The 25,159-nt window shown below is 41.1% G+C and carries 23 protein-coding genes; 12 read left to right on the top strand and 11 right to left on the bottom strand.

From position 1 onward, the window contains the following. Positions 1 to 475: 475 nt before the first annotated feature. The 6 genes from CF596_RS02270 (at position 476) to CF596_RS02245 (ending at position 7,279) form a co-directional block, all read left to right on the top strand. A complete protein-coding gene (locus CF596_RS02270) occupies positions 476 to 1,498 on the top strand; it encodes a substrate-binding domain-containing protein (protein ID WP_096901088.1) in 1,023 nt (340 codons plus the stop codon). A gap of 100 nt (positions 1,499 to 1,598) precedes the next feature. Then, positions 1,599 to 2,978, top strand: a complete 1,380-nt coding sequence (pstC, locus tag CF596_RS02265; RefSeq protein ID WP_004971674.1) for a phosphate ABC transporter permease subunit PstC — start codon at positions 1,599 to 1,601, stop codon at positions 2,976 to 2,978. Further along, positions 2,978 to 4,366, top strand: a complete 1,389-nt coding sequence (pstA, locus tag CF596_RS02260) for a phosphate ABC transporter permease PstA (protein WP_096901087.1) — start codon at positions 2,978 to 2,980, stop codon at positions 4,364 to 4,366. The genes pstC and pstA overlap by 1 nt, the downstream gene beginning before the upstream one ends. A 13-nt stretch (positions 4,367 to 4,379) precedes the next feature. Next, positions 4,380 to 5,306: a phosphate ABC transporter ATP-binding protein PstB gene (gene pstB, locus CF596_RS02255; RefSeq protein ID WP_096901086.1), complete on the top strand. Its 927-nt coding sequence runs from the start codon at positions 4,380 to 4,382 to the stop codon at positions 5,304 to 5,306. 216 nt (positions 5,307 to 5,522) lie between these two features. After that, on the top strand, positions 5,523 to 6,485 hold the full coding sequence (gene sohB / locus CF596_RS02250) for a protease SohB (RefSeq protein ID WP_096901085.1): 963 nt from the start codon (positions 5,523 to 5,525) through the stop codon (positions 6,483 to 6,485). 167 nt (positions 6,486 to 6,652) lie between these two features. Next, positions 6,653 to 7,279, top strand: a complete 627-nt coding sequence (locus tag CF596_RS02245; RefSeq protein ID WP_096901084.1) for a cytochrome b/b6 domain-containing protein — start codon at positions 6,653 to 6,655, stop codon at positions 7,277 to 7,279. A gap of 30 nt (positions 7,280 to 7,309) precedes the next feature. On the opposite strand, the gene CF596_RS02240 is transcribed toward CF596_RS02245, so the two are convergent. The 5 genes from CF596_RS02240 to CF596_RS02220 all read right to left on the bottom strand — a co-directional run bounded on the left by CF596_RS02240 (position 7,310) and on the right by CF596_RS02220 (position 11,839). Next, positions 7,310 to 7,936 (bottom strand): DUF2238 domain-containing protein, encoded by a 627-nt coding sequence (locus tag CF596_RS02240; RefSeq protein WP_096901083.1) that lies wholly within the window; start codon positions 7,934 to 7,936, stop codon positions 7,310 to 7,312. Between the two features lie 91 nt (positions 7,937 to 8,027). Further along, positions 8,028 to 9,416: an adenylosuccinate lyase gene (gene purB / locus CF596_RS02235; RefSeq protein ID WP_019837658.1), complete on the bottom strand. Its 1,389-nt coding sequence runs from the start codon at positions 9,414 to 9,416 to the stop codon at positions 8,028 to 8,030. Between the two features lie 55 nt (positions 9,417 to 9,471). Continuing rightward, on the bottom strand, positions 9,472 to 10,203 hold the full coding sequence (gene hflD, locus CF596_RS02230) for a high frequency lysogenization protein HflD (RefSeq protein WP_096901082.1): 732 nt from the start codon (positions 10,201 to 10,203) through the stop codon (positions 9,472 to 9,474). Positions 10,204 to 10,215: 12 nt separating this feature from the next. Continuing rightward, positions 10,216 to 11,349: a tRNA 2-thiouridine(34) synthase MnmA gene (mnmA, locus tag CF596_RS02225; RefSeq protein WP_096901081.1), complete on the bottom strand. Its 1,134-nt coding sequence runs from the start codon at positions 11,347 to 11,349 to the stop codon at positions 10,216 to 10,218. A gap of 4 nt (positions 11,350 to 11,353) precedes the next feature. Beyond that, complete coding sequence (locus tag CF596_RS02220) at positions 11,354 to 11,839, bottom strand: NUDIX hydrolase (RefSeq protein WP_096901080.1); 486 nt, start codon at positions 11,837 to 11,839, stop codon at positions 11,354 to 11,356. 157 nt (positions 11,840 to 11,996) lie between these two features. Here CF596_RS02220 and CF596_RS02215 point away from each other — a divergent pair, with 157 nt between their 5' ends. Further along, positions 11,997 to 12,179 (top strand): hypothetical protein, encoded by a 183-nt coding sequence (locus CF596_RS02215; RefSeq protein WP_143228671.1) that lies wholly within the window; start codon positions 11,997 to 11,999, stop codon positions 12,177 to 12,179. A 42-nt stretch (positions 12,180 to 12,221) separates the two neighbouring features. On the opposite strand, the gene CF596_RS02210 is transcribed toward CF596_RS02215, so the two are convergent. The 4 genes from CF596_RS02210 to CF596_RS02195 form a co-directional block, all read right to left on the bottom strand. Continuing rightward, on the bottom strand, positions 12,222 to 12,752 hold the full coding sequence (locus CF596_RS02210) for a gamma carbonic anhydrase family protein (RefSeq protein ID WP_004971648.1): 531 nt from the start codon (positions 12,750 to 12,752) through the stop codon (positions 12,222 to 12,224). Positions 12,753 to 12,858: 106 nt separating this feature from the next. Next, complete coding sequence (gene dacC / locus CF596_RS02205) at positions 12,859 to 14,007, bottom strand: D-alanyl-D-alanine carboxypeptidase PBP5/6 (protein WP_096901078.1); 1,149 nt, start codon at positions 14,005 to 14,007, stop codon at positions 12,859 to 12,861. Positions 14,008 to 14,124: 117 nt separating this feature from the next. Then, the gene (locus CF596_RS02200) at positions 14,125 to 14,517 is read right to left on the bottom strand and encodes a hypothetical protein (protein ID WP_004971644.1); all 393 of its coding nucleotides are present in this window, start codon (positions 14,515 to 14,517) and stop codon (positions 14,125 to 14,127) included. 317 nt (positions 14,518 to 14,834) lie between these two features. After that, positions 14,835 to 15,206 (bottom strand): hypothetical protein, encoded by a 372-nt coding sequence (locus CF596_RS02195; RefSeq protein WP_026438310.1) that lies wholly within the window; start codon positions 15,204 to 15,206, stop codon positions 14,835 to 14,837. 211 nt (positions 15,207 to 15,417) lie between these two features. On the opposite strand from CF596_RS02195, the gene surE reads away from it, so the two are divergent. The 3 genes from surE (at position 15,418) to CF596_RS02180 (ending at position 18,153) form a co-directional block, all read left to right on the top strand. Beyond that, entirely contained in the window at positions 15,418 to 16,194 is a 777-nt protein-coding gene (surE, locus tag CF596_RS02190; RefSeq protein ID WP_096901077.1) for a 5'/3'-nucleotidase SurE, read from the top strand. Between the two features lie 106 nt (positions 16,195 to 16,300). Next, a complete protein-coding gene (locus CF596_RS02185) occupies positions 16,301 to 17,128 on the top strand; it encodes a peptidoglycan DD-metalloendopeptidase family protein (protein ID WP_096901076.1) in 828 nt (275 codons plus the stop codon). Between the two features lie 95 nt (positions 17,129 to 17,223). Then, a complete protein-coding gene (locus CF596_RS02180) occupies positions 17,224 to 18,153 on the top strand; it encodes a LysR family transcriptional regulator (RefSeq protein ID WP_096901075.1) in 930 nt (309 codons plus the stop codon). Between the two features lie 82 nt (positions 18,154 to 18,235). Here CF596_RS02180 and CF596_RS02175 read toward each other — a convergent pair whose 3' ends face one another. Continuing rightward, positions 18,236 to 19,447: an aspartate aminotransferase family protein gene (locus CF596_RS02175; protein WP_096901074.1), complete on the bottom strand. Its 1,212-nt coding sequence runs from the start codon at positions 19,445 to 19,447 to the stop codon at positions 18,236 to 18,238. A gap of 161 nt (positions 19,448 to 19,608) precedes the next feature. Between CF596_RS02175 and grxD the strand changes: the two genes are divergently transcribed. After that, complete coding sequence (gene grxD, locus CF596_RS02170; protein ID WP_019837647.1) at positions 19,609 to 19,950, top strand: Grx4 family monothiol glutaredoxin; 342 nt, start codon at positions 19,609 to 19,611, stop codon at positions 19,948 to 19,950. A 121-nt stretch (positions 19,951 to 20,071) separates the two neighbouring features. Here grxD and CF596_RS02165 read toward each other — a convergent pair whose 3' ends face one another. Next, a complete protein-coding gene (locus CF596_RS02165) occupies positions 20,072 to 22,732 on the bottom strand; it encodes an ATP-binding protein (protein ID WP_242439120.1) in 2,661 nt (886 codons plus the stop codon). Between the two features lie 227 nt (positions 22,733 to 22,959). On the opposite strand from CF596_RS02165, the gene CF596_RS02160 reads away from it, so the two are divergent. After that, positions 22,960 to 25,158, top strand: coding sequence for an MFS transporter (locus CF596_RS02160; RefSeq protein ID WP_096901072.1), 2,199 nt, complete (start codon positions 22,960 to 22,962; stop codon positions 25,156 to 25,158). Position 25,159: the final 1 nt, after the last annotated feature.

The raw sequence follows: 25,159 nt of genomic DNA, 5'->3' as shown, positions 1-25,159 counted from the left end.
TGCTTTCATTATTCAGATTGTTATGAAATACAACAAAATAAGTCACTACGGTGGCTTTTTTTGTGTCTGATTAAAAATATTGCAGTGAAGTGTTGTACCGTTCTTGCTTGAATTTTGTGATGGATTGGGTGTTTTGGGCTCAAATAATGCACTGCGGATGTCATAAAAATTACGCAATTGGCGAATAAACCATCAATTTTGGTAGAAAAAACCATAAATAATGATGACATTGGCATGAATTATTACAATTTGAAATTTAAATACTGAAAAAAAATAAGCACTCTAGTGTTTTATTAGTTATTGATTTTAAATCATTTAAAAATTATTTCAGATACGAAAAGCAAATATAACCAAAGCGTAACAAAGCTGTAACATGGTTGTCATATTATAAAACCACAATGCAGTTATCGAAATAAGTACAAAACTTAATAACAAGTGACGTACTCCGAACTTGCATACTATGAGAGAGAACAGAATGCGCTTTACTAACATCGCCATTGCTTTAGCCGTATCTGCAGCAGCTGTAACAACTGCTAACGCAGCTCGTGACACCATCCAAATCGCGGGTTCTTCAACCGTTCTACCATACGCAAGTATTGTAGCAGAAGAATTTGGTAATACTTTCCCACAATTCAAAACTCCAGTTGTTGGTTCAGGCGGTTCTTCAGGTGGTTTGAAGCAGTTCTGTACAGGTGTGGGTGATAACACAATCGACATCGCGAACTCATCTCGTAAAATTAAAGATTCAGAATTAGCTGCTTGTAAAAAAGCAGGCGTAAACCAAGTTTTAGAAATTAAAATTGGTTACGACGGTATCGTATTTGCTTCTAACGCAAACAAAGCGGCTTACAAATTAAAGCCTTACCATGTATATGCAGCAATTGCAGCTCAATTACCATCTAAAGGTAAAATGGTTGCTAACCCATATACACGTTGGAACCAAATTGACAAAACACTTCCAAACGAGCCTATTACACTTGTAATTCCAGCGTCTAACCACGGTACACGTGAAGTGTTCCAAGAGAAAATGGTTGATGCAGGCTGTGAAGCTTATGCTGCAATCAAAGCATTAGACAAAGATGCGCAAAAGAAAGCGTGTACTACTTTCCGTAAGGATGGTCGTGTAATCGAAATCGCGGGTGACTACACAGAAACACTGGCACGTTTGAAAACTTCTCCAAGCGCAGTAGGTGTATTCGGCTTAGGTTTCTATGACCAAAACCGTGACCGTTTACGTGTTGCAACTGTAAACAACGTAGCGCCATCTGAAAACACAATTTTAAATGGTTCTTACCCTGTATCACGTCCATTGTTCTTCTACGTGAAAGGTGAGCACCTTAAATCAATCAAAGGTTTACCGCAATTTACTGAATACTTCTTGAGCAAGAAAGTATCTGGTAAAGGTTCTAAATTAGACAAAGCAGGTTTGATCTCTATGTCTGACAAAGAGCGTGCACAAGTTCTTGCTAACTTCAAAGCTGGTAAAGCGGTTAAGTAATTTGAGTTAAAGCAGCTGATGGCAGGGAACAACCTGCCATCGGCTTTTTGCTAAGAAATGTTTTTTCAAAAACACAAATTGAAAAAACAGTGGAGAATACATGAATCTGCTACTCATAGGTGTGTTATTGGCGATTATCGCCGTAGCCTATCAAATCGGGTTAAGCAAGAGCCGTAACCTAGCAGGTAAGGGAAATAACTCTGCAATGTTACATTCACGCCCAGGATATTATGGCGCGTTGGTAGCATTATGGTGTGGTATTCCTGCTTTTTTAATTTTGATTGTTTGGAACTTGGTTGAACCAAGTATTCTAGAGCAAGTGGTAATTAATAATGTGCCAGCGCACATTGCTGCAAGCCTAGACCCTGCAAGTACAAGTGTTTTGGTTGATCGCGTACAAGCCATTGCATCTGGTTTTGGTGTAAGTGATACACCTGCTGCATACGAAGTTGCAGCGGCAGAGCAATTAGCGAAAATTGAAACCATTGGTTCTTATGCCAAACTTGCGGTGGTGATCTGTGCGGCCTTATTTGGTTTGCTGTGGGCAAAGAAACGTGTTTCACAACAATTCCGCGCACGTAACCAAGTTGAAAAAATCATCAACATTTCTTTGGCATTATGTTCTGGTGTTGCGATTCTAACTACGGTTGGTATTGTGATGTCCATGTTCAGTGAAGCGATGCGATTCTTTAGTTTCGTTAGCCCACTGGATTTCTTCTTTGGTACAGTCTGGAACCCTGGTTTTAGCACCTCGGGTAGTGCAGATGGCAGTTATGGTTTACTTCCATTACTGTGGGGTACATTGATGGTGAGTGGTATTGCTTTATTAGTTGCAGTACCTATTGGTTTAATGATCGCCATTTACCTTGCAGAATATGCATCGCCTAAATTCCGTGCATGGGCAAAGCCGACCATTGAAGTTTTAGCAGGTATTCCGACCATTGTGTACGGTGTATTTGCCATGATGATCATCGGCCCGTTCCTTAAAACTGCGGGTGCAATCATTGGACTAGATATTAATGCCACGAGTGCATTAACCGCTGGTTTAGTGATGGGCATCATGATTATTCCTTTTGTATCTTCATTGTCTGATGACATTATTACGCAAGTGCCGCGTGCGCTGCGTGATGGTTCTTTAGGCTTGGGTGCAACCAAATCTGAAACCATTCGTCGCGTGGTGATGCCAGCTGCATTACCAGGGGTGATTGGTGCATTCTTACTTGCTGCGTCACGTGCAATTGGCGAAACCATGATTGTGGTGTTGGCTGCAGGTAATAGTCCTTTACTACACGCAAACCCATTAGAAGCGGTATCTACGGTTACGATTACGATTGTGAACCAATTAACAGGTGATACAGATTTCGCAAGTCCGCAGGCATTGGTTGCTTTCGCACTTGGTTTGACCCTGTTCGTGATTACCTTAGGTTTGAACATTGTTGCACTATACATCGTGCGTAAATATCGTGAGCAATACGACTAATGAGTACTTCAAATACATCGTCTTTGGATCAGTTAGATCCACAAGCTGCTGCCGAATTACGTGAACAACGTAAAAAAACCATCGCCAGTTCATTGGGTAAGCGTCATCGTAAGGAAAAAACCTTCCGCTTGATGGGTTTCTCGGCAGTTATTGCAGGTTTATTCTTTGTCGTATTGTTATTCGGCAGTATCTTATCTAAAGGTTTGCCTGCGTTCTGGCAAAGCAGCATGAGCCTTCCAATTTACTTCGATCCAGCGATTGTCAATGCAGGTCCAAAACCTAAGGCGATTGCAGGCGAGTCACCAGCACAATACGAAGACCGTATGATTGCGTGGCAAACCGAAATGGGTATGGTCGATTGGGATGCTTTAATCGTGAATGGTATTGTGGCGAAAGACAAAGCGCTTGAAGCTAAGCGTGATGATCTTGGTTACTTATATACCAGTTCTGAAGCATACCGTATTCGTGACATGGTCTTGGCTGATCCTTCTTTAATTGGTCAAACCAAAGAAGTGAAAGTACTTGCAGATGCTAACGTAGATGTATGGTTAGAAGGTAATATTGACCGTAGCCTGCCAGATGAGCAGCAACAGTTAAGCCCTGAAGTACGTCAATTGGCAGACAAGTTAGAGTCACAAGGCATTATTGAAAGTACATTCAATACCAACATTTTTGTTAGCCCAGACTCACGTAGTTCTCCTGCAACATCTGGTTTGGCGGGTGCATTCATGGGTTCTTTATTCATGATGCTAATTGTGATCTTTATTTCGATTCCAATTGGTGTGGCATCGGCAATTTACTTAGAAGAATTTGCGCCAAAAAATGCCATTACTGATATTATTGAAGTGAACATTAACAACTTGGCTGCTGTACCTTCTATTGTGTTCGGTTTGTTAGGTGCTGCCATCTTTATTGGTTGGATGCACTTACCATTGTCTGCACCGTTGGTGGGTGGTTTAGTGTTAAGTTTAATGACTTTACCAACCGTAATTATTACCACACGTGCATCGTTAAAAGCAGTGCCACCGTCTATTCGTCAGGCAGCTTTAGGTTTGGGCGCATCGCGTTTACAAACTGTGTTCCACCATGTACTCCCACTTGCATTACCGGGTATTTTAACGGGTGCAATTATTGGTGTCGCACAAGCTTTAGGTGAAACTGCACCATTGTTATTAATTGGTATGAGTGCCTTTGTTGCCAGTGTACCAGCAACTCCATTTGATCAATCTACTGCGTTACCTGTGCAAATTTTCTTATGGCAGGGTAATGAATTGCGTAACTTCTTTGAAGGACGTACCGCTGCAGCCATTATCGTATTGCTTGCGTTAATGATTGGCTTGAACAGCCTTGCAATCTGGTTACGTAAGAAGTTTGAAGTACGCTGGTAATTGAGGGCAGAATATGAATACTGTAGCAAGCACAGAAAAACCAAATTCCTTAGAACAGGATAAACAAGTGAATCCACAGCAAAGCCAATTTACATCTCCAGATGTAGAGCAGAAGCAATCATCAACTTCGTTTGTTTCACAGTTTGATACACAAGCGTCTAGCAAAAAAGAAGCGAAATCTTCAAATGTAAAGTTAAGCACCAATGACGTGCATGTGTATTATGGTGAGTCTGAAGCCATCAAAGGTATTGATTTAAATATCTATGAAAATGAAGTGATTGCATTTATTGGTCCATCTGGTTGCGGTAAATCTACTTTCTTGCGTACTTTAAACCGTATGAACGACACCATTGATAGCTGTCGTGTAACGGGTAAAGTGATGTTGGATAACCAAGACATTTATGATCCTAACCTTGACGTCGTATTATTACGTGCGCAAGTTGGTATGGTGTTCCAAAAGCCAAACCCATTTCCAAAATCAATTTTTGAAAACGTAGCCTATGGCCCTAAACTGCATGGTTTAGCGCGCGATAAATACGATTTGGAAGAAATTGTAGAAAACAGTTTGCGTAAAGCTGGTTTGTGGGATGAAGTGAAAGACCGTTTGAATCAACCAGGTACTGGTTTGTCGGGTGGTCAGCAACAACGTCTTTGTATCGCACGTACCATTGCGGTAAGTCCAGAAGTAATTTTAATGGATGAACCATGTTCGGCACTTGACCCAATTGCAACGGCAAAAGTAGAAGAATTAATTTCTGAACTTTCTACTCAATATACAATTGCAATTGTAACGCACTCTATGCAACAGGCAGCACGTGTATCTGACCGTACTGCATACTTCCATTTGGGTGATTTGATTGAAGTGAATGCAACTGAAAAAGTATTTACTCAGCCAGACCATCAATTAACAGAAGCGTATATTACAGGTCGTTTTGGTTAATTTTCAAAATCTGTATAAAAGGACCGCAAATCAAACCGATTTGCGGTTTTTTTATGACGAATGTTTAGTACCTAGCATGATTTTGCTTTTGCACAAATTAAACGGTAATGAGATTTAAAATCGATTAAATTAAGCAAATCAACAAGGTGATATTGAATTTTTAAGTTCAGCCCTCATCTTAAGCTAAGCACAAATAAAATTGAGAATTGCGGATCTATGTTATTTCATTTACCTAAATTACCTGCCGAAATTCGTATTAGCCATTTAAATGCGCGAATTAACGAACAACGAAAAAAAATTGCGCAAACTACGGCATCTAAACTTGAGTTGTTGCAACTTAGCCAACAAATGGCACGTGAAGCACGAGCCCGTAAAAAGAACAATCAAAAAATTTATGTACTTGACTTTAAAGGCGATACAGCCGCATCAGCAGTAGAGCAATTACGTGAAGAAATCACTTTGGTTTTGGCAACAGCAAAAGCAGGTCGTGACCGTGTGGTGGTGCGCCTAGAAAGCCCTGGTGGCATGGTACATGGCTATGGACTTGCTGCTGCGCAATTGGTACGTTTACGTGATGCAGGATTTCATTTAACCATTTGTGTCGATAAAGTTGCGGCAAGTGGTGGCTATATGATGGCATGCATTGGTTCAGAAATTGTGTCAGCGCCATTTGCCATTTTGGGTTCTATTGGAGTAGTGGCACAAGTACCGAACTTTAATCGTTTGCTGAAAGAAAAAAATATAGATTTTGAGATGTACACCGCAGGTGAATATAAACGCACCGTGACCATGTTTGGTGAAAATACCGCAGAAGGCAAAGCAAAATTTGAACAAGAGTTGCAGCAAACCCATATTCTGTTTAAGCACTTTGTTGAAAAGTACCGCCCACAACTGAATGTTGAAAAAGTCGCAACAGGTGAGCATTGGTATGGTCAGGATGCTTTAGATTTAAATTTGGTGGATAAACTACAAACTTCAGATGAGTACTTACTGAGCTTATTGCCACAGCATGATATTTATGTAATTCAAACTCGTAAAAAACCAACATTGGGTGAAAAACTGGGTTTACAAGCGGCACAAATGGCAGACAGTCTGATTCCAGCTGTAATGAATAAACTGGTCGATAGCCTAAGCAAAGCCAATGGTAGTTTGCTGCAAATTCGTGATCCCAAATTATAATAGGGATCATCTAACTTCTATAAATTGCGCTCAATTGAGCGCAATTTTTTTATTCATATTTTATAAAAAATTAAAGTTTTTAGGTCTTTGATTTAAGCATCTTAATTTTCAATTCAGCTTGATGCGATATCTTGGTAATAAGAAAAAAACACCTAGCCAGGTTGAATATGCAAACAAATATTGTGCCAGCGAAGCAATCAACATCTACAGATCTAATGATTCGTTTTTTACATATGGTGATGCTACTGAGCTTTACAGGGGCATATTTAACAGGCGATGCGGAAGAATGGCATCAGTTGCACATGGCTTTTGGTTACACTTTGGGAATTAGTTTAGCTTTACGAATAGTGTGGCAGGTGTTGAGTATGTTGAACAGCACACAGCCACCAGGGATTTCTAGACGTTTAGGCATGATCCAACAATTTATAAAACGCTATTGGAAACAGCCTCAGCAGTATTTTTCACTGCAGTTTTTAAAGTCGGGTAGTTCCAGTGCGTTTCAATTTAGTATTTTGTTGATTTGGTTAGCATTGCCTTTAACTGTGTTGGCTGGATTTTTCACCGATTATACCCAAAGTCATACCTTAAAAGAGGTGCATGAATTTGCTGCAAATTTATTCTTAGCTGCAGTGTTGGTGCATTTAGCAAGCTTAACTTTAAGCAGTGTATTGTTTAAAAAATGGCTTGCCAAAACTATGTTTTGGGGTTCAGGTAAACCCACAGTATTCACAGTGCTGGTCTGGATGATTTCAGTTGCAAGTTTAGCTGGTTTTTGGTGGTGGTATTGGCAATAAATTTGGGTTTAGTCAGCAAGGGGTATTCTGTTATGGGGTGGGTTTCTTGATTAAGTAGAAACAGCCCATCAGTATTGCCCCTATTGTCGCTAAAAGCATATCCATGTGTGCATCCCAAATATCCCCTTGCTGTCCGTTATAATTTTCAGCATCTTCTGGTGATAAGCCAAGCGCAATGAGCCATTCCACCCATTCATAAATCAAACTGCTTGCCATGACAAATTGAATGACCAAAAGATATAAAACTATCGGTTTATTTTTTGGAAACCAGATTTCAAACAAACGTAATAAAACAGGGTAGAGCAAAATCCCATAAGTCAAATGCACAAAGCGGTCATACATATTGCGTGACCAGCCCATGCTTTGATCTAAATTAAAGCCAAAGCTGTGCAAAATCCAATCATTATAGGGCACATAAGAATACAGATAATGTGCCCCGACAATGTGAATCAGTAAAAATATTAAATACAGCACAAAACTGGAAAAGCTCAGTCCTACTTTTTTAAAGGCAATCAGCAAACCAGCCATCATAAAAACTGTGCCTGCCTGATGCAGTAAATATGACTCAAATTCCAGTGGTTGAATACTGGCAGCCAACATGGCGAGTATAACCAAGCCTAAAGCACAGTAATGTTGAATGCGGAATTGATTTTGCATGTGATGTTTAAGTTGGAAGATTTGTTTTATTCTAATAAAAATGCGAAGCCGAAGCTTCGCATTTTTGTATTGTGATGAATGCTTTTACAAATTAGATTTTAGCAATTAAATCTTGAATTTGTTTTGCTTGTTCAGCTGCATTACCTGTGTAAGTTGCAGGCGTCATTGTCGCTAAACGTGCGCGATCTGCTGCAGGAACGCCTTCCAACTCATTACCATTCACGAAATCTACCATCATGTCACGTGTCATAGCTTGACCACGTGTAAGAGCTTTTAATTTTTCGTATGGTTTTTCGATGTTATAACGACGCATCACAGTTTGAATTGGCTCAGCCAATACTTCTTGAGCATTGTCTAAATCTTCAAGAATACGTTGTGCGTTCAATTCAAGTTTGCCAATACCTTTAGAGCAAGCTTCAAATGCGATCAAGCTTTGTGCAAAACCAACACCCATATTACGCAATACAGTCGAGTCAGTTAAGTCACGTTGCCAGCGAGAGATTGGTAATTTTTCGCCTAAGTGAGCCAAGACTGCATTGGCGATACCCAAGTTACCTTCAGAGTTTTCAAAGTCAATTGGGTTTACTTTGTGCGGCATGGTTGAAGAACCAACTTCACCTTCTTTCAGTTTTTGCTTGAAGAAACCAAGTGAGATGTAGCCCCAAACGTCACGGTTGAAGTCGATTAGAATGGTGTTGAAACGACGTAGCGCATCAAACAATTCTGCCATATAGTCGTGTGGCTCAATTTGAGTCGTGTATGGGTTAAAGCTTAAACCTAAAGATTCTACAAATGCTTGAGAATGTGCAGGCCAGTTGATTTCTGGGTATGCAGAAAGGTGAGCGTTGTAGTTACCTACTGCACCATTGATTTTGCCCAAAAGCTCAACTTGCTTGAACTGTTTGATTTGACGTGCAAGACGATATGCCACGTTTGCCATTTCTTTACCCAAAGTTGTTGGGCTTGCAGTTTGACCGTGAGTACGTGACAACATTGGTTGATCTGCGTGTTTTTCTGCCAATGCAACAATCGAATCAATGATTTGCTGCATCGCTGCAACCAATACTTCACGACCATTTTTAAGCATTAAAGCATGTGACAAGTTGTTGATGTCTTCTGAAGTACAAGCAAAGTGAATGAACTCACCTGCATTTTTTAACTCATCAATGTTGGCAATTTTTTCTTTTAAGAAATATTCAACTGCTTTTACGTCATGGTTGGTGGTGCGTTCAATTTCTTTAATGCGATTGGCATCATCTTCAGAGAAATCTGCAACAATTGCATCTAATGCAGCATTCGTTGCAGCACTGAAAGCAGGTACTTCGGTAATTTCAGGACGATTGGCAAGCGCTTGTAACCAACGCACTTCAACAGTCACACGAGCATGGATTAAACCAAACTCAGAGAGGAAAGGGCGGAGAGCATCACATTTGCTTGCATAGCGCCCATCTAATGGAGAAAGTGCGGTTAAAGCGTTCATATCGATTCCTTAAACTTTGGAATTAAACCTAAAACAAAAGCGTGTTCAGCATGGTTTAAACCACCTGATACTGTAAACGCGCCAGATCTTGAATATCACGTAATAATTTACGTTTGCTAAATACCATGCCCCATGAACTGCCACCAAGTTGACGCCAAAGGTGTGCCATTTGTAAGCCTGTAAAAAGCGAAGCTCGAATTCGGTTGGTATGTGCAGAATCCTTAAATGCTTCTGCATTGCCACGTACCATAATGCGCGGGTTAATTTGTCCCGCAGTATCGACATAGGTTTGGGCTAAATTGGCAATAATACTGGGATGCAAATAGTTATGATCAAAAAATGAAAGTTGTTTTAAGATTTTTTGCTGTGACTGCTCAATAATTTGGACGTATTTAGGATTGCTATACACTTTCTTTTCTAATTGTAAGAGTGCCATCGCATACGACATGGGTAGTTTGGTATTGGATAGTTTAGGTAAACGCGATTTAGGAGCAGTATTAAAAGGTTGGTTGATGCTGCTTTCTAGCGTTTTTAAACCCAAAGAAATATCGGCCAAATGATTAAAAAAATCCAAAGTTTGCGAACTGTGATTGCTACTTGGACGGATATTTAAACTGGCTTTAATTAATTGCTCAAAATAAAAGTTACCGCTTTCACCAATACTTTGTCTGCCTGTGAGTGCAGTCATGTGCGTGAGCTGGGTGGCTTGAAACACACCCGCTAACGCCAAGGCACGATTTTGGCGAACATTCAGAGTTGGTGACTGTTGAAACGGTAACTCTGTCATCCAAAACAATCCTTAAATAAAATCGGGTTTAGGTGCATTGGTATGGTGAATCACACCACCGCCTAAACACATTTCGCCTGAATAGAATACGACACTTTGACCAGGAGTGACTGCACGTTGTGGTTCATCAAATTCCACACGTACACCGCCAGGCATGCTGTCATCATTGAAAATTACACAGTCCTGATCATCTTGGCGATAGCGAGTGCGACAAGTACAACGGAAGCCTGACGCTGGAATTTCTTGTTCACCTGCCACCCAATCAATTGCTTCGCTCCATAAAATAGTGCTTTGCATGAGTGGATGTTCATGACCTTGACCAATCACTAAACGATTGTTTTCAATATCTTTATGCAGGACAAACCATGCACCTTCAGCAACACCTTTTAAGCCGCCAATACCAATCCCGCCACGCTGACCGAGCGTATAGTACATTAAGCCGTGATGTTCACCAACCTCTTTGCCATCGTCTAAAACAATTTTTCCAGCTTGAGCAGGCAAATATTGTTTTAAGAAATCATTAAAGCGACGTTCACCAATAAAGCAAATCCCTGTCGAGTCTTTTTTCTTGGCAGTGACTAAATCTAGTTCTTCGGCAATTTTTCGGACTTGCGGCTTTTCAATTTCGCCCACAGGGAACAAGGTTTTATTGATTTCACGACCATGCACTGCATGTAAGAAATAGGTTTGATCTTTATTTTTATCTAAACCACGTAACAGTGGAGCGTATGCTTCACCTTTGGAGTTGTACTGCGTTCCACCACGACGAGCGTAGTGACCTGTGGCGATAAAATCTGCGCCTAAATTCATGGCGTGATCTAAAAAAGCACGGAACTTAATTTCTTTATTACATAAAATATCTGGGTTTGGCGTGCGTCCTGCGGCATATTCGGCAAGAAAATGCTCAAAAACTCGGTCCCAATATTCCATCGCAAAGTTGGCTGTATGCAATTTAATGCCGAGCTTGTCACATACCGCTTGAGCATCGGCAAGGTCTTCCATTGCCGTACAATATTCGGTGCCGTCATCTTCTTCCCAGTTTTTCATGAAAAGCCCTTCAACCTGATAACCTTGTTGAAGTAGAAGTGCAGCAGAAACAGATGAATCTACACCACCTGACATACCGACGATGACACGTTGTTGCATAGAATTAGGCATCCAAACTAGAAATAAGGGGAGAATTTTGGTGCTCGTAAATGAGCGATAAAGGATAAGATTGACCACTGAGCGCATCTTGAACCGCTTTCAGTACCAACGGACTTCGGGCACGTGCTGATTCAGCCAGTTCGTCTGCAGACATCCATACTGTACCAATAATATCGGGATCGAGCTGGGCTTGCGCATCATGTTGCAGCGATTCGGCTAGAAAGCAGAAGCGATAATAGGTGCGGTCAGGAAACATAGGCGGAGTATAGCTATAAATACCGAGTAAGGCATTAATTTTCACCCGATGCCCAGTTTCTTCCATGGTTTCACGTATTGCTGCTTCAATTAAGCTTTCGCCAGCTTCAACATGCCCTGCAGGCTGATTAAACACGCTATGCGTCACACCTTCTGTATGTTCTTCAACAAACAGGAATTTTCCGTTTTTTTCGATAACGGTGGCGACAGTAACGTGAGCAGTCCAAGCGGTCATTGAAAAGCACCATGGGGTAAAACGCATATTCTACAAAATTTAGGGGGATGTGGCTATGTTGAAAGGGGATTTCTTTAAAACTGTAAATGTAGGTTTGTGTAGTTGTGGGAAGATGTGAGGGGTACTTTGTTCTTTGATTCATTTGGTGATGCTGGATGTGATCTCATTTGCGCTAGGTGTTGTTGCCAAAGTCAAAGGTATTGCACAAATAGAAAAAGAGGCAGATATTGACCGTAAAGCTTTGTATAAAACTCTAAGTCAAGATTCAGCCTCTCGATTTGATAAGATTAATCATGTCATTCATACACTGAGTTTAAAATTAACGGTGCAGAACGTGTAATCCCTCAAATTACAACAATCAAAAAGAACTTTGAGGGGTGGATTATTGATAATTCCCCGCCACTTTTACATAGTGCCGTGCAGAATAAGGCAAAAACTCTTTTTCCTTGTCGGTTAAAGGACGAACTTTTTGCACAGGGCTACCCACGTACAAATAGCCACTTTCCAAACGCTTACGCGGTGGCACTAAAGACCCTGCGCCAATCATTACATCATCTTCAATAATGACATCATCCAAAACAATTGTGTTGATGCCCAATAACACCCGATTGCCAATGGTGCAGCCGTGTAAGGTCACACCATGTCCAACTGTGACATCTTCGCCAATAATCAGCGGTGAACCTTCAGGTTTGTCGGCTTTTTTATGGCTAACATGCAGCATGGCATGATCTTGCACATTGGAATTTTGACCAATCCGAATATGGTTAACATCACCACGAATCACGGCAAATGGCCAAACCGATACATTTGCGGCCAAATGCACATCACCAATCACCACCGACAATTCATCTACATAACAGCTTGCGTCAATTTTTGGGGTTTGCTCTAAATAAGCACGCACATTTTTTTTCATGATGGACAAATCTTTAGCTTATAAATTTAGGATTGAGGACAGTATAAAATAAAAAAGCACACATGCGGGCATGTGTGCTTTGCGCTTTAGTCTAAGCTTATGAATCTTAGAATAAGTTGCTAAAGAATTGTTTGATATGGTCTAGCATACGTGCAAAGAAACCCGCTTCTTCCACTTCCTGCAACGTCACCAATGGTTTTTCAGCAATCACTTTACCATCTAAGGTTGCGACATATTTACCAATCACTTGACCTTTTTTCAAAGGAGCAGTCAATTTAGGTTGAACCACCAATTGAGTTTTAATTTGGTTGGCTTTGCCTTTTGGCATGGTCACGTTAAAGTTTTCTGGCAAACCAATTTGTGCTTCTTTGCTTTTACCGTACCATACTTTTGCTTTAGCTAAGACTTGGTTGGCAGGCTGTACACGTACAGTTTCGTAGTTTGCATAACCCCAAGCTAACAATTCACGAGTTTGAGTTGCACGAGCTTGCATGGTTGGCGCACCAAAAATCACCGAAATTAAACGCATTGGGCCACGTTTAGATGAAGTGGTTAAGCAGTAACCCGCTTCGTTGGTATGACCTGTTTTTAAACCATCCACGCTTGGGTCGGTATATAACAGGGCATTACGGTTGCCTTGTTTAATTCCATTAAAAGAAAACTCTTTTTCAGAATAAATTGGGTAGTATTTTGAGCTGTCATGGATGATGTGCTGCGCTAAAGTCGCCATATCTTTTGCGGTAGAAAAGTGACCTTCAGCAGGCATACCCGTAGAGTTCATAAACTGGGTATTGCTCATGCCAATACGTTTGGCTTCTTCATTCATCATGTGAACGAATGTGCCTTCATTACCTGCAATGTGCTCTGCCATGGCTTTAGATGCATCGTTGCCCGATTGCACGATAATTCCGCGTAGCATTTCAAGTACGGTTGCTGTGCCATTTAAAGGAACATACATACATGATTCTGTGCTGCTGCCACGACACCATGCAGACTCATTCATGCGGACTTGTTCATCTTCCGTGAGTTCGCCTTTTAATAACTTTTGTTCAATGATGAAACTAGTCATCATTTTGGTCATTGAGGCAGGGGCGAGTTTTTCGTTTTCATTTTTTGAAGCTAAAATTTGTCCCGTCTCATAATCCATCAAAACGTATGATTTGTTATTGAGTTCTGGTGGTGTAGCTAAGACAGTTGCTGCATAAGAAAAGCTTGGTAATAGTAATAATGCAGCAAGGGCGCTTTTTGGGGTCATTCTAAGAGGTTCCAATACTTGAGGTATGCACAAAAGAGCTAGCATTTTAGGGCAAAGCTCAGCCGACTTCTATGGGAGAAATCGGCTTATTGATAAAAGTATTGTAACCAAATTGTATTATCTGCTATATGCTGTCAATTCTTGGCAAATTGCTTGGTTTTTGGCTGTTCCAGCAGCTTTGGCATCGGCACGGGCTTCTTTTAAAATTGGCTGGAAGCTTTTTTGTTTGCTGAGTTTACTTAAGGCAGTAACAGCGTCTTTTTCTTTAGGCATATATTCTTGGGCAAGTTTTGTATAACCCTGATGAAATTGATCTTGTTCTTTGACTAGTGAAGGGCAAACTTCAGATAACACATAAATAGCGGCTAATTCTTGCTGAGTCACTTGTTGTAATGGCGTCACTTCAATATTTTCTTCTTGCGCAATTGCGGCTTGACTTAAACCCAAACTGAGCGCAACTGCGCCAAAAAAATGAACTGCACGTGAATTTTTTAAGCCAGAAAATTGCATATCAAGTACCTTAAATATTGTTTGAACTGAATCTACCGATTCATTTAAGTGCTTATAAGATGAATCATTTATTTGCGAATTGAAAGAGTGAAAATGTATTAAAGCTGTGTGATCTGAGCGCAAATCATGTATAAAAAGTGAAGATTAAAGTCTGAAATTTGAAAATCAGTGGCTTGATATAAAGCGTAAAATAATAGTGGAAAAATACCAGATATAAAAACTAAGCATAAAATTTAAGGCAAACTTTGAAAGTTTGCCTTAAAGGGTGAGTATGCAAAATTATTTACAGGCTCAAAATAGTATTTAAATCATGTGATTTAAAGTGCTAATTCTAAAGCTTCCTGACACACTACTTTTTGCTCTTCTTTGGCTGTATCTTTTGCTGCTTCACGCGCTTCAGCTAAAACGGATTGATATTCTGCGTCGGCTTGTAGTTTGGCAAGCGTCATGTTCGATTCTGAATAATCTTGTAGATAAGTTTGAATCAGTGCTTGAATATTGGCATCTAATTTTGCATTTTTTCCAATCAGTGCAGGGCACATTTCAGTCATGACTTGTGCCGCTGCAACATCTTCTTTCACAATCGTATTGGCTTCTGCTGCAGTCAAATCTTCTGCAATTACAGACTGCGTTAATACAGCAGCAAAACCTAGACCCAATAAACGACGAAATGACAAAGCTAAAATCATGAGAATCACATATATTTTTGGATGGATGTTAAGCGCTAAATATATATAATCTTTTGTATATTTCAATGAAATGTGCTGATCAGTCATTTTGTTGTCGTGTGCTTATTAAATGTGCTTAGGCCTGAATCAGGCACAAACAAGTTTAAGATTGAACCGACGTTGCTATATTTTAGTATATAACCTTTATATTTGTTTTATCTGAGATTTTTCTGTGAATATTTTGATAGCCAATGATGATGGCGTGTTTGCACCTGGTATCCAAGCTTTGGCGAAAGCGTTAAAACCTTTGGGTCGCGTGGTGATTGTTGCACCCGAAAGTGAACGCAGTGGTTTTTCGAGTGCGCTGACTTTAGACCGACCATTACGTCCTGTGCAAATTGCTGAAGATGTCTGGGCAGTGAATGGTACACCTGCAGACTGTGTCTATTTGTCGATGAATGGATTGTTCGATTTCGAATTTGATTTGGTGGTCAGCGGCATTAACAGCGGTGCAAATCTAGGGGATGATGTACTGTACTCAGGCACAGTCGGTGCGGCATTTGAAGGACGTTTGATGAAACAGCCTGCGATTGCGGTATCACTTGCAGGGCATAATGTACGTGCTTATCAGCATCCGCAAGATTATATGCAGGCAGCGCAGTGGGTACATGACTTTATTGCTCAAGGTTTACCAAGTTTACCTGCACGACATATTTTTAATGTGAATATTCCAGATGTGCCAGTGTTGCAGGGCACAAAAATTACCTATCAAGGACAGCGTACCCAATCTAAGCCAATTACTAGTCAGGTCGATCCACGAGGGCGTCAAGTGTATTGGATTGGTTTGTCGGGCGAGGCAGTGGCTGCACCGAAAAAAGGCTTAACTGAAATTGAGTCTGATTTTTTTGCGGTAGCAAATGGCTATGTCAGCGTGACACCAATTCAGATGGATGCCACCAATTATGACGTTTTGCAATCATTGCACAGTCAATTTTCCCAAATTGGCTAACTAATGTTATAACTTTGTGAAAAAGTAGCTTGTAAGCCTCATTACAAGGACTTTTTTGCTACTCTTAGCGCAATAGAAAATATTTAGAATTTGTAGAGAGGAAAGAATGCCTGTGGTGTTTCAGTATCGTTTATTTAGCACACCAACAGCATTGTTGAAAACCTTAGTGTTATCAAGTGCTGTTGTGGCTACCGTCGTGTTGAGTGGTTGTGCCTCTAAACCTCAAGTGAATAATTCTGCGCGTTATGCAACAGCGCCGAATTTTTATACTGTGCGTTCGGGTGATACTTTAAGTGGTATCGCTGCACGTTATGGTTTGAGCTATCTCAGCATTGCAGAAATGAATGATATTGCACCGCCGTATCGTATTTATGTCGGGCAGTCGATTCGTTTGAAAGCGGGCAATGCACCACGTACAACAAGCACTCGCCCTGTAACACAGGCTGCACCAATTCAACGTCAAACAGTCACATTACCAACGACACCTGTGACACCTGCACCGGTAACATCGACTACAACCACGACCACTAGCTCAACAACACCAAGTACACCTGTGCGTAGCAGCACATTGCGCTGGGTGAAACCATCACAAGGTGCTGTGATTGCACAGTTTAATTTGGCAAGTAATATCAAAGGAATTCGTTACGGTGGCAATGTGGGCGATCCAATTTATGCCGCAGCAGATGGGCAGGTGGTTTATGCTGCAGATGGATTAAAAGAATATGGGAACTTGATTTTAATCAAGCACATTGATGGTTATATCACCGCCTATGCACATAACAGTAAGATGAATGTGAGCAGTGGTCAAAATGTCACAGCGGGTCAAAAGATTGCTGAAATGGGTTCTTCTGGTGCAACACGTACCATGTTGGAGTTTCAGGTACGTCTAGATGGCAAGCCAATCAATCCAACTAATGTTTTACCAATAAATTAAATATCACGAATACAAAGCATAAATTTCACCGTATAATACAATAAGTTGCTTTTATCGATAGATGAGGGCAACGATTATAATTTCAGAGGGAATTTATGTTAGATCAACTTCGAGCAATGGGTGTATTTGCTTGTGTTGTTGAAAAAAGCTCGTTTAGCGGTGCAGCACGTGATTTAGGGATCACCACCAGCGCCGTCAGTCAGCAAATCCGTTCACTAGAACAAGATATGGAAGTCACGCTTCTGCATCGTTCTACTAGAAAACTGAGTTTGACTGAAGCAGGACAAGCTTTTTTCCACAGTTGTCAAGAAATGCTCGCCGCTGCTGAGCGCGGAAAAATCCGCATTAATGAATTAAGAGATGATCTGGTCGGTGATTTACGAATTGCCACCACTCCTGAGTTAGGTGCGAATCATGTGATTCCTGCTCTTTCACATTGGATGTCGGCCCATCGTGGTTTATCTATCCATCTAGAAACCGACAATCAATACATTGACCTGATTGATGGTCGCATTGATATTGCGCTGCGTATGAGTCCAAAAATTGAAGATCAAAACCAGCATGTGATTCCAATTGCCCATATTGACCAAGTTTTAGTCGCATCACCTAGTTATTTAAATCAAACCGCGCCCATTTCACGTCCTGAAGATTTAAAACATCACGAGTTAATTCCATTAACCATTATGAAAAATTTTCAGCAACTCAATTTTAAGCATATCAGCACTGCAGAAAGTGTGGATGTAGAGTTGGACTCGCGTCTATCGACCAATAATGTGTTGGTGTCTAAATCTTTGTGTATGCAAGGGCATGGGCTTGCGCGAATTTTGCATTTGGATATTCAAAAAGATTTGCTTAATGGCAGTTTGGTTGAAATTTTGCCTGAGTGGAAATTACCCGCATTTACTTTGTATGCAATCATTTCTAAGCACGAACAGCAACCGATGAAAGTACATCGCTGTTTGGAAGCTTTAAAACAATATTTTTCTCAATTGCCGGGTGGGCGAGTGTTTCAAGAAGCATCTTAATTGAATGTTGATAATATACTGATCGACCATTTAGTTAGCAAAAAGCCGCAGTTCAAACTGCGGCTTTTTGTTAGGGATTTATTTAACCCAAGAACTTTTTAATCATTGCTACAAGGCGTTCAATCAGTTGATCTGCCTGAGCCTGTGTAATGTTTAAAGTTGGTAATAAACGCACCACAGAACCTGCAGTTACGTTAATAATCATTTTGTATTCATCGCGGGCAATATCAACCAATTCTGCACATGGTTTTGGTAGTTCAATACCAATCATCAAACCAAAACCACGCACGCTTACATTTTGGTCTGCTAATTGTTGACGCAATTGTTCCACAATATAGCCGCCCATTTTTGCTGCATTTTCTACCAAGTTTTCTTTCTGGATGGTGTCAATCACGGTATAAACGACACGTGAACCAAGCGCAGTACCGCTATAGGTGGAACCATGATTTCCTGCGGTAAGAACGCCCACACCGCGACCTTGTGTCATCACCGCACCAATTGGGAAACCGTTGCCCAAACCTTTGGCAGTAGTCAGAACGTCAGGCACAATATTGGTGTGTTGATAAGCAAAGAATTTACCTGTACGACCATTTCCTGTTTGCACTTCATCTAGCATCATCAGCCAGTTGTGTTGATTGCATATGCGACGGATATCTTCTAGGTAACTAAAACCTTGTGGTGCAGTATTCACACCGCCTTCACCCTGAATCGGCTCGACTAAAATAGCTACAATATCAGGATACTGAATCGCAGCTTCTTCAATGGCTTCGACATCACCAAAAGGCACACGAATAAAACCTTCAACCAAAGGTGCAAAACCTTCCTGAACTTTTTTATTGCCTGTTGCAGATAGGGTTGCCAAGGTACGACCATGGAAAGAATGATCGGCCACAATAATTTTAGGATTGGCAACGCCTTGCATATGACCAAACTTACGTGCAATTTTAATTGCGCCTTCGTTAGATTCTGCACCACTGTTTGAGAAGAACACTTCTTCCATGCCTGCAACTTGAGCTAGTTTTTGTGCAGCAGCAGTTTGCCATGGCACCTCAAACAAGTTACTGGTGTGAATTAAAGTAGCCGCCTGATCGGCAATTGCTTCAGTAATCGCAGGGTGTGCATGACCTAAACCACAAACGGCAATGCCTGTAAGTGCATCTAAATATTCTGTGCCATCTTCAGTATAAAGATAAGAACCTCGACCGCGGACAAAGCTGATCGGCTGACGACCAAATACAGGCATCAAATGTGATGGTTGATCAGTTTGCACAGGAGCAAGGGTAATGTTATTCATGACTAACTCTTATCTGTTAGGTTGGAGGGAAAAACTTATATAAGCAAAATCTACTGCAGATGAAAAGCCTAATTGTAAATAAAATTGGATTTATTGCTTTAGACGTACTGTTTTGCTCGGTTTTGGGTATAATGCCACACAGATGAGTTGAGGATTTACCAATGACTGAACAAGTACGCGATACCGAAGCGTTAATTCGTGAACAAATTGCTAAACATGCTGTTCTTCTTTATATGAAAGGCACACCACAATTTCCACAATGCGGTTTTTCTGCGCGTGCAGTAGAAGCGCTCAGTCAAATTGGTCGTCCTTTTGCCTACGTGAATATTTTAGAAAACCAAGATATTCGTACCACTTTGCCAAAAATTGCGAACTGGCCAACTTTCCCACAATTGTGGATTAATGGCGAGCTGATTGGCGGTAGCGATATTATGTTGGATATGTTCCAAAAAGGTGAGTTAAAACCTTTGGTTGAGCAATATAGCCCAGCACCTGAAGCTTAACGTATTGGACTTGGGTCAAACTAGGTCAAAGTCATCCATACAAAAAGTTGATATAAAAAAAGCGCCTTGGCGCTTTTTTATATCTAGAATTAACTTGAATAGCTGACTCGAATTACTGCGTTTAGTTTACCGCAGGGCTTTCAGTTGCAAGTTCAACTATTTCAGCCGATTCGGTAGTGACTTCATCAGAAGTTGCCGCATCAGATGGTTCAGCCGATTTCTGTTTTTTCTTGGCTTTTTGCGCTTTGTCCTTTTTCTCTGAGTCCTTTTTGTCCTTTTCTTTCTTGGACTTTTTCTTTTTCTTCGGCTCTTCTTCAATTTCGGCACCATCTTCAATGGCTTGCCAATACTCAAGTTGTTCCATCACTGCAGCGTAAATTGAACCTTTACTGTAACGTCCTTTTTTAGTGAGTTTACCCACAGGACGTGCCATTAAAATTTCTAAGGCCTGATCAATGGTATCAATGGCGTGAATGTGGAATTGACCTTGTTCTACGGCTTCAATCACGTCTTTACGTAACATGAGGTGCTGCATATTTTGACGCGGAATAATCACGCCTTGCTTGCCAGTTAAACCTTGCAGTTTGCAGGCATCAAAGAAACCTTCAATTTTTGCATTCACGCCACCAATTGGCTGTACTTGACCAAGTTGGTTCATTGAACCTGTAATGGCCCAAGATTGGTCAATAGGTAGTTGGCTAATTGCAGAAATCAAAGCTGAAAGCTCAGCTACCGTTGCACTGTCGCCATCGACCTGACCATAACTTTGTTCAAAGGCGAGGGCAGCAGAAAAATGCAAAATTTGCTCACGACCAAAATGTGCTTTGAGGAAACTGGCCATCAACAACACACCTTTGGCATGTAAAGAACCGCCAAGTTCAACACTGCGTTCAATATCTAAAATATCGCCGCCACCTTGATAGACTGAGGCAGTTAAGCGCGAAGGCAGACCAAATTCGACATCGGCATAGTGAATGACCGACAGGGCATTAATTTGCCCCAAACGATGTCCGCGAGTTTCTATTAACTGCGTACCGCGTGATAAATCTTGCCAGTACAGTTCTCTTAAATAGCCTAAGCGATATTTGCGATGATCCAGTGCGGTATTGATATGCTGTTCGGAAACCGTTTTATCGCCCGCCTGTGCCGCATGGTGATGCGATTCACGAATTAAATCACCCAAGGTGAGGGCATGTAAGGAGAGTGAGCTTTGATCTTCAGCTTGACGGCTTGAGTCAGTAAGTAAAGCCGCCAAAGCAGAACGGTCAAATGGTAATAATTTGTCAGATTGCACATAGTCGGCAATCAGCTGCATATATGCCTGCTCGTTTTCGTCATTACGTTGTAATGTATCGGTAAAGTCGGCACGGATTTTAAACACGCTGCCAAGTTCGGGTTCTAGCTCTAAAATTTCATAATAAATTTCAGGCTCTGCCAGTAAAATCACTTTAATATTCAGTGGAATGGCTTGCGGTTCAATGGAAATGCTGCCTGTTAAAGTTAGCATGTGTTCCAAAGATGAAAGTTTCAATTGCCCCGATTTTAAAGCGCGTTTCAGTCCTTGCCATGCATAAGGCTGTTCCAGTAACTGCTCTGCTTCGAGCATCAAAAAGCCGCCATTGGCTTTATGTAAGCTACCTGCACGAATTAAGGTGAAGTCAGTGGTAATGGTGCCGTTTTGCGTGAGTTGTTCTACATGCCCCAATAAATTGTAATGGGTTGGAAAATCTTCAAAAATAACAGGTACACCGCTGTTGGGTTTGTGCGTCACAATAATATTGGCTTGGTAGCGCGCAGGAATACGGCTAAAGGTGCCAGGACGGAAATCATCTTCTTCCTGTTCTAAAACAAACTCGACATTATTAATAATATCTTCGGCATAGTATTGTAAATATTCAGTCAAACCTTCGACACTAGGATATTTATTTTGAATAATATCAATGCGTGGCATTACCACTTGTTTGGCAATATCACGGTTCAGGTCTTGTACTTTGTCACGTGCGTCATCTTCTAAATCGCCTAAATGCAAACCCAAACGCTCCAGTTTTTTATTCATATAACGAATATTGGACGCAATTTCTGCACGGGTTTTGCTGTCCAAGGCGTTAATATCTTCCTTAGACATTTCCTGCATTTTGTCATTTTTCAGATGCACGGGTACAAAGCAATGTTCATCTTCCTGCGCAATCAGTTTTAAATCGAGTTCTTCACCTTCACTGGTCAGCTCAACTAAGGCTTGTTGCTGTTCATCACCCGCTTGCTGACGAATCATTTCAATGCGGTTGTGATAGGTTTCTGCGGTAAAGCGACGTTCGAGTTGCTTTAAAATAGTTTGCCAAGTTTGATGTAACAAACTTTGAAATTTAGGCGCTTGACCTGCAGGCAGTTGCAAGGCAATCGGTTGGCGCGGGTGTTTGAAATTATTGACATAAACCCAGTCATTCGGTGTGGGCATGCTCTTGGCATGTTGCTGCAGCAAACGCTTGACCATGGTACGTTTGCCCAATCCCGCCGTACCCACTGCAAAAATATTGTAGCCAGAATATGGCAGGGAAATACCTGCTTCCACCGAAGCGCGTGCCCGATCTTGTCCTAAAAAATTATTCAGCGGTTTAATGCGTCGGGTCGAAGCGGGAATGTTATCGTAATTTGGAATATGGGTTAGTTGTGTTGCTTTGAGTCGTGTATTTTCTAAAGTCGTTTGTATTTCGCTTTGTTCAAAGGCAGAGCTGAGAAGCGGTTGTTGTTCATCTTGCGCTGCTGTTGTTGTGTTGGTTGTCATTGATGGGGTGATTTGATCAAGTCTTTGGGTCACTGTAGAAATCCAAAACGAAATATTGCAGTTAGAAGTTTAAAGGTATACAGGTTTAAGCGGAAAATTCAAGCTAAGCCGTAATTTTTACTACAAAATGACAAGGCTGTTGTGGATAATTTCATAAATACTGTTGAAACAGAAGCTATTCCGCGATTGAATAACAACAATTTGACTTGATAGAAAATAATAATCGAATGACCACACAACAGACTGGGCAAACTTCAGCACAAAATACAGGGTGGAAAGCTGCATTTACGGCATTTTTAGACCGTCGTGCGCTGATTATGCTGTTTTTGGGCTTCTCTGCAGGTATTCCAATTTTACTGATTTTTTCCAGTCTATCTTTGTGGTTGGGCGAAGCAGGCATTGACAAAAGTGCGGTCACTTTCTTTAGTTGGGCTGCTCTAGGTTATTCCTTTAAATTTGTTTGGGCACCATTGATTGATGAATTACCCGTACCCTATTTAACCAAAAAACTAGGGCGACGTCGGGCATGGCTGCTCATCGCCCAATGTTTAATTGTTTGTGCAATTGCGGTGATGGCATTTTCTGACCCAGCTTTGGGACAGGCGCATTTATATCAAATGGCATTGGGTGCAGTATTACTGGGCTTTTCTGCAGCCACGCAAGATATTGTGATTGATGCTTACCGTATCGAACTGGCTGAAACTCAAATGCAAACCGTGTTGGCATCGACCTATAACGCGGGCTATCGCATTGGGATGATTGTTGCAGGGGCAGGTGCTTTATTTTTGGCTGCATCTTTAGGTACTGCTAAAGGCAACTATATTTATAGTGCATGGAAAATTACTTATTTGGCGATGGCTGCGGTGATGCTGATTGGCATTATCACGACTTTGGTGATTCGTGAACCGCAAGTGAATCGGGTCAGCAAGCATTATCAACGACGCGACTATTTTCGTCTGGTTACGGTGTTTTTTGTTGCGGTATTCAGTTTTGTATTGTGCTACGTCTTTTCGGGTAATTTTACCGAAGCCTTAAAACAACAATTCCAACTCAAAGATGCATTTTTATTATTTTCTATAGAAGCTTTACGTTTTATTGCATCGGGTGCGGCTGCTGTAGGCATGGGCACAATTTTGGTCAAATTGGGCGCAGTCAATAAACAGATGGCATTTGAAACATGGGTGCATCCTGTTGCAGATTTCTTTAAACGCTACGGCATGAAACTGGCACTGGTGTTATTACTCTTGATTGGTTTTTATCGAGTTTCAGACATTATTGCAGGTGTAATTTCCAATGTGTTCTATCAGGATTTGAACTTTAGCAAAGAACAAATTGCCGAAGCGGTTAAGGTTTATGGGGTCATTTTCAGTTTAGTGGGTGGCTTCTTGGGCGGTTTACTGGCACAGCGTATGAACATTATGAAATTAATGTTTGTTGGCGCGGTGTTGGCATCATCCACCAATCTTATTTTTATTGGTCTGGTGAAGTCAGGACAGCAACTGAGCGATGTGCAAGTTTCTGTGGGGCAGCAACAATATCAAACCCAGGCCGATGAAGTTGGATATTGGAAAGTGGCTGTGCCTAGTCAGGTTTTAGCAACACAGGATGAAATTCAGGTACGTGCGCAATACCAAACGGGCGATACGCCGTCACGTTTAGTGTCGATGCCGTATTTGCACCAAACTGAGATTGAAACTGCACAACTCCAGTTTTTACCACTGACTTCGGATAATCGTATTAGCGAAAATGAAGCCAGCAACAGTATTGTCGTACGTGGGCAATATGCAGGGCCTGCCTTAACCGAACAGCAAAAAATTGTACTGCAGCTAGATGGTCAAAATTTTGATGCAAAACTAGATGCACAAGGAATTTTTACGGCAGCGATTGCAGGGCAGCTTTTGGCAGACTCACCAAGTAAACAACTGCAAGCTGTATTATTAAATGGACAGCAAACTGTACAACAACACAGCCAAACCTATCAGGTCGATTTAAACACACATGAAGGCAATGCTTTGGATGTAGATATACAACCTTTGCCGATCGTTCAATCATCTTCAAACAATATGGTTGAAATTCAGGGCAAGGTGATTAAGCCATATAGCACAGCATGGTTATATTTTGCGATTATTGTCGATAACTTGGCTTCAGGTTTAGCGGGCGCGGCTTTTATCGCATTTTTATCCAGTTTAACCAGTGTGTCATTTACTGCTGTGCAATATGCAATTTTTAGCTCACTCATGACCTTGACTCCTAAGATTTTAGGTGGTTATTCAGGTACTATAGTGACCAATATTGGTTATCCAAACTTTTTCCTCATGACCACATTAATTGGAATCCCTATTTTAATTTTAGTGGTGTGGGTGGCGAAATTGTTACGTGACCATCAACACATACAAGCAAAACCGATTGAACAAAAGGATGAATGAC

The organism is Acinetobacter sp. YT-02, assembly GCF_002412355.1.
GTDB classification, from domain to species: domain Bacteria; phylum Pseudomonadota; class Gammaproteobacteria; order Pseudomonadales; family Moraxellaceae; genus Acinetobacter; species Acinetobacter towneri.
This window is presented reverse-complemented; position numbering and strand designations above follow the sequence as displayed.